The following is a 4,901-nucleotide window of genomic DNA, read 5'->3' on the forward strand; positions in this document are numbered from 1 at the left end:
AACGATCTTCCCGGGGCCCTGGTCGCCGCGGCACGGGGTGTTCGCTGGAACCGGCCGGCACGGGAGGACGCGCGCCCTGCCGGGAGCAATTCTGACCTTTGCAGTCCACTCTGATTCGTGCGCGCTTCTCGCGGAACGCCGTGATCTGCGCGGCGATCTCCAGCGCGGCGTCGAGCCTTCGGGCGCCGTGGGCAACGCCGGCGCAGTCGGGTCAGCCCATGGGGGGCATCGGCCTCGGCCGGCTGGACTCGCGCTGGACGCGGTAGAGCGCCTCCTGGCTCAGGCTCGCGCCGAGGACGCCGTCGACGGTGTGGATCGTGCCGGAGTACAGCCCGCGCCCCCCGCCACCGAGTGGGGTACCAGGTCGAGCAGCACCCAGTCGTCCATCCGGATCGGCCGGTGGAACCAGACGACGTGGTCAAGGCTCGCGCCGGAGTGGACCGCGCCGCCGGGGAACGCCGCGAGACCGGTGAAGATGTCCGACAGGTAGGTCAGGGCGCAGGCGTGCAGCAGCCGGTCGTCGGGCAGCGCGATGGTGCTGCGCGCCCACACCCGGGTGGGCCATCCGGTGTTCTCGTAGGGTTGCTTCGGCAGGCGGCCCTCGATCGAGAACAGCCGCGCCAGTCGCAGCTCCTCGGCCGTATTCGGGTCGCCGGCGTCGGGCATCGGGTTGACCTGATGGTCGTCGCCGTCCTCCGGGACCTGGAACGACGCCGACATGTTAAAGATGACCTTGCCACCCTGGACGGCGACGACCCGGCGGGCGGAGAACGACCGGCCGTCCCGGTCCCGCTCCACCCGGAAGATCGTCGGCCGGGAGGCGTCCCCGCTGCGCAGGTAGTAGCCGTGCAGCGAGTGCGGGACGCGTCCATCGGGCACCGTGCGCCCGGCGGCGAGAAGCGCCTGGGCGGCGACCTGCCCGCCGTAGAGGGAGTACGGGTCCTCGAACACCGTCAGGGCCCAGTAGAGGTCCTGGTCCAGCTCCTCCAACTCCAGCAGATCGACGATGGTGACCGCCGGCTCGGCCGACGGCTGCACACCGTTCACACTATTCACGCTTGCGGGCTGCACGACTCCCCCATGCTTTCTGGATCATCTATCCGCTCAGGATTGCCGACGCCGGCCGCGCCGGTCAGTCCGCGGTGGCCAGGCCCCAGGTCTCCCGCACCTGCGCGAGGGTGGAACTGCCCACGGCCGGTCCCATGCCGGCGACCCGCCCCGGCGTGCGGGAGAAGCGCGGCGCCGGGGCCGGGGCCACCTCCTCGCCCAGGTCGACGAACACCTCCCGGGCGGCCAGGTGCGGGTGTGCGCGGGCCTCCGACCAGCTCAGCACAGGCGCCGCGCAGGCGTCGGTGCCATCGAACACCTGCTCCCACTGCGCCCGGGTGCGGCTGGCGAACGCGGTGGCCAACGCGACGCGCAGCTGCGGCCAGCGGCTGGCATCATTCTGGGCGTCGGCCCACTCCGGCAGGCCCAGCAGCTCGACGAGCCGGGCGTAGAACTGCGGCTCAATGGCGCCGACGGAGAACCAGCCGCCGTCGGCGGTCTCGTAGACGTCGTACCAGGGCCGGCCGGTGTCGAGCAGGTTCGTGCCACGCGGCTCACCCCACTCCTTGCGGGAGATCATCGACCACGTCATCGCCGACAGCGACGCCACCCCGTCGACGATGGCGCAGTCGACGACCTGGCCCTTCCCGGAGTCCCGCGCCTCGTACAGCGCGGCGAGAATGCCGACGACGAGGTAGAGCGCCCCGCCGCCGAAGTCACCGACCAGGTTCAGCGGCACCTGCGGCGGCCCGTCCTCCCGGCCGATCGCGCCCAGCGCCCCGGTGATCGCCACATAGTTGATGTCGTGGCCGGCGGACCGCGACCACGGGCCGTCCTGGCCCCATCCGGTCATCCGGCCGTAGACCAGCGCGGGGTTGCGGGCGAGCAGCGCGTCGGGGCCGAGGCCGAGCCGTTCGGTGACGCCCGGCCGGTAGCCCTCGATGAACACGTGCGCGGCGTCGAGCAGTTCCAGCAGGCCGGCGTGGTCGTCGGGGTTCTTCAGGTCCAGGGCGACGGAGCGCCGGCCGCGGGTCAGCCAGTCCGGCTGCGACCCCACGGAGGCCGGCTTGTCCACCCGGATGACGTCGGCGCCGAGCTCGGTGAGCAGCGTGGCCGCGAACGGCGCCGGGCCGATGCCGGCCAGCTCGATGACCCGCACGCCGTGCAACGGGCCGTGCGCAGCCGTGGGAGAGGGGGTCGAGGTGTCGGGCATCATCGCTCCTTCGGGTGGATCACACCGACGAGGTGGGATCGCGGCTTGCGGCTAAATCAGGTCCTCCGCACGGATCATGCCGTCCCTGCCTGCGTGGTGCCTGCTCAGCCGGCGGCTCCCGCGCCGGACGCGCCGTCCACCCGCTCCACCAGAAGATCATCGGCCCCGGGATCGGCATCGGCCTTGACAGCTCCTCACTCGGAAGATCGTGACGTCGGGAGGCGGGACGCCGGTCACAGCGGGAGGACCGCCGGCAGGTCCGGGTAGTCGGGGACGCGCCCACCCGCACGCCCGCGCATCGCCTCGGCGACCTCCTCGGCCTGGAAGGCCCCGGTCTGCCAGGTCGCGATCTGGTCCAGCCCGGTGGCGACGTCGTGGTCTCGGGCGTAGAGCAGGCTCTCCTTGCTGCCCCACACCGCCAGCGGACTGCGTTCGGCGATCTCGGCGGCGATCTCGCGAACCCCGGCGAGCAGCGCGTCGTGGTCGTCGAACACTTCGTTGACCAGACCGACCTCGCGCGCCCGCGTGGCCGGCAGGCGCCGTCCGGTGTAGGCCAGCTCCCGGGCCACCCCGGCCGGGATCAGGGTCGGCAGGCGCTGCAGGGTGCCCAGATCGGCGGCGATGCCGATGTTGGTCTCCTGGACGACGAAGAAGGCATCGGCGGTAGCGTACCGCAGGTCACAGGCGGTGATCAGGTCGAGGCCGCCACCGAAGCAGCCGCCCTGCACGGCCGCGAGCACCGGCATCCGGGCCCGCTCCAGCGCGGTGAAGGCGTCCTGCATCCGGGCGATGAGCCGCTTGCGGCCGGCGTTGGCGCGCGCCGGGTCGCCGCCGGGCAGCAGGTCGGAGTGTTCGAACAAGGACAGGTCCATCCCGGCGCAGAAGTGCCGGCCGGTCGAGGAGATGATCAACGCCCGCACGTCACCGGCGTCGCTGAGCCGCCCGACAGCGTCGGGGAACTCCCGCCAGAACTCCGGCAGCAGGGTGTTGAGCGCCGCCGGCCGGTTGGGCACGATCTGAGCGACCCAGCCGGGGACGTCGACCTCGAAGCAGCGGTAACCCACGACGGACTCCTTTTCCCGGGCCCGTGCGGTCACCCGGCGCCCACGGGTTCAGAACTATCACATAGTTATCTAGGTGATGCAGCGCCTCCATGAGGCGACCATGATCACTCCTTGGAGCGGCGGACCCGGCAGTCCCAGGCGAACTTCTCGTCGTCGAGGAGGTCGTCGCCCAGCGCGGTGCGGACATAGCCGGGCCGCCGCGCGGGATGTGCGGTCGTTGCGGGCTGGCTCAGCGGATCGCGTCGAGCAGCAGCGGCCACACCGCCGGGTCGGCGTTCCAGGTGTCGTAGAAGGCCGTCCGGGTGTAGATGGCACCGCTCTTCGCGACGAGTCCCTTGCCGACCTCCTCGGGCGCGCCGACGACCGAGAAGGTGTGCAGGATCTCGTCGGTGATGAGATCGGCCATGCCGTCCCACTCGCCGCGCTTGGACAGGTCGGTCAGCTCCGGCTGCAGGTCGCCCCAGCCGTGCACGTCCAGGACGCCCTTGTAGGCCGGGGTGGAGGCGTAGAAGGCGATCTGCTTCTTGCTCCCGAAAACCGCCGCCGCCAGCTCCTCCTCGGTGCGCCCGACTGTCACGAAGGACGGCCCGGCGATCGCGAAGCCGTCCAGGTCGGCCTTGCCGGCCTTGGCCCGCCCGCGCAGCAGGGCCGGGAGGGTGACCTCCTGCAGGTACTTCTTCGTGCTGAACGGGTGGACGAAGAAGCCGTCGGCCACCTCGCCGGCGACCTCGGTCATGCCCTCGCCGACGCCGGCGAGGTACACCGGCGGCGGGCCGTAGGAGTGCGGCTCCGGCGCGAAGAACGGCGTCATGAGGGTATGGGTGTAGAAGTCGCCGCGGAAGGCGAGCTTCGTGTCGTTCTGCCAGGCGTCCCAGATCGCCCGGGTGGCCAGGACCAGCTCGCGCATCCGGGCGGCCGGGTGCGACCAGGTCATCGAGAACCGCTTCTCGATGTGCGGCTTGATCTGCGAGCCCAGGCCCAGGATGAACCGGCCCTCGCTGTACTGGGCCAGGTCGTAGCCGAGATAGGCCAGCGTCATCGGGGTCCGCGCGAAGGCGATCGCGATCGACGTGCCGACGCTGGCGGTCGACGTCGCGTTGGCCGCCTGGAGCGTCTGCAGGAACGGGTCGTGGCACGTCTCGCCGACCCAGATGCCGGCGTAGCCCTCCTTCTCGATGCGCGCCGCGCCCGCCGGCGTCGCCGCGAGGTCGTTGGTCAGGGTTGCGTCGATCTTCATCCGCGCTCCTCGTGATGACGGGTCTGGCGACGGCCGCCGTGCCCGCTTCATCATGCCGCCCGGGCCAGGCAGACGACTGGCCGACGTAGTTCACACAGTGTTCTTTGATGATGTCGGAACGCGGCGTGACGCGCCTGGCGCACCCGCCGCACCTCGCCTACCGGCCACCCCCATCAGGTTTACCTAGTTTACCAAGTAAGCGAAAAGGAGCGGCGTGCGAAACCGAGGATCCGCCGGCACCGGCCAGCCGGCCCCCGCCGGAGCGGGCCGGTCCGCCTGCCGCGGCGGGCCAGCCGGCCCGCCGCGGCACGGGCCCCACTACCGCATTACCTGATTCGCG

General features: G+C 71.4%; 5 protein-coding genes. All 5 read right to left on the bottom strand.

Features of this window, described 5'->3' with window-relative positions; genetic code table 11:
• Positions 1-279: 279 nt before the first annotated feature.
• The 5 genes from G6R25_RS21475 to G6R25_RS21495 all read right to left on the bottom strand — a co-directional run bounded on the left by G6R25_RS21475 (position 280) and on the right by G6R25_RS21495 (position 4,561).
• Entirely contained in the window at positions 280-1,047 is a 768-nt protein-coding gene (locus tag G6R25_RS21475) for an acyl-CoA thioesterase (protein ID WP_473246924.1), read from the bottom strand.
• An 85-nt stretch (positions 1,048-1,132) separates the two neighbouring features.
• A complete protein-coding gene (locus G6R25_RS21480) occupies positions 1,133-2,260 on the bottom strand; it encodes a CaiB/BaiF CoA transferase family protein (RefSeq protein WP_163554352.1) in 1,128 nt (375 codons plus the stop codon).
• Between the two features lie 233 nt (positions 2,261-2,493).
• Positions 2,494-3,324, bottom strand: a complete 831-nt coding sequence (locus G6R25_RS21485; RefSeq protein ID WP_163554353.1) for an enoyl-CoA hydratase-related protein — start codon at positions 3,322-3,324, stop codon at positions 2,494-2,496.
• 104 nt (positions 3,325-3,428) lie between these two features.
• Positions 3,429-3,584, bottom strand: coding sequence for a hypothetical protein (locus tag G6R25_RS21490; RefSeq protein ID WP_163554354.1), 156 nt, complete (start codon positions 3,582-3,584; stop codon positions 3,429-3,431).
• On the bottom strand, positions 3,554-4,561 hold the full coding sequence (locus tag G6R25_RS21495) for an LLM class F420-dependent oxidoreductase (RefSeq protein WP_163554355.1): 1,008 nt from the start codon (positions 4,559-4,561) through the stop codon (positions 3,554-3,556). The genes G6R25_RS21490 and G6R25_RS21495 overlap by 31 nt, the downstream gene beginning before the upstream one ends.
• Between the last annotated feature and the right edge of the window lie 340 nt (positions 4,562-4,901).

The organism is Candidatus Frankia alpina (assembly GCF_902806485.1).
GTDB lineage: Bacteria > Actinomycetota > Actinomycetes > Frankiales > Frankiaceae > Frankia > Frankia alpina.

Coding starts and splice junctions, on each gene's coding strand:
- G6R25_RS21480 (WP_163554352.1), bottom strand. CDS start 2,260: ATGCCCGACACCTCGACCCCCTCTCCCACGGCTGCGCACGGCCCGTTG.
- G6R25_RS21495 (WP_163554355.1), bottom strand. CDS start 4,561: ATGAAGATCGACGCAACCCTGACCAACGACCTCGCGGCGACGCCGGCG.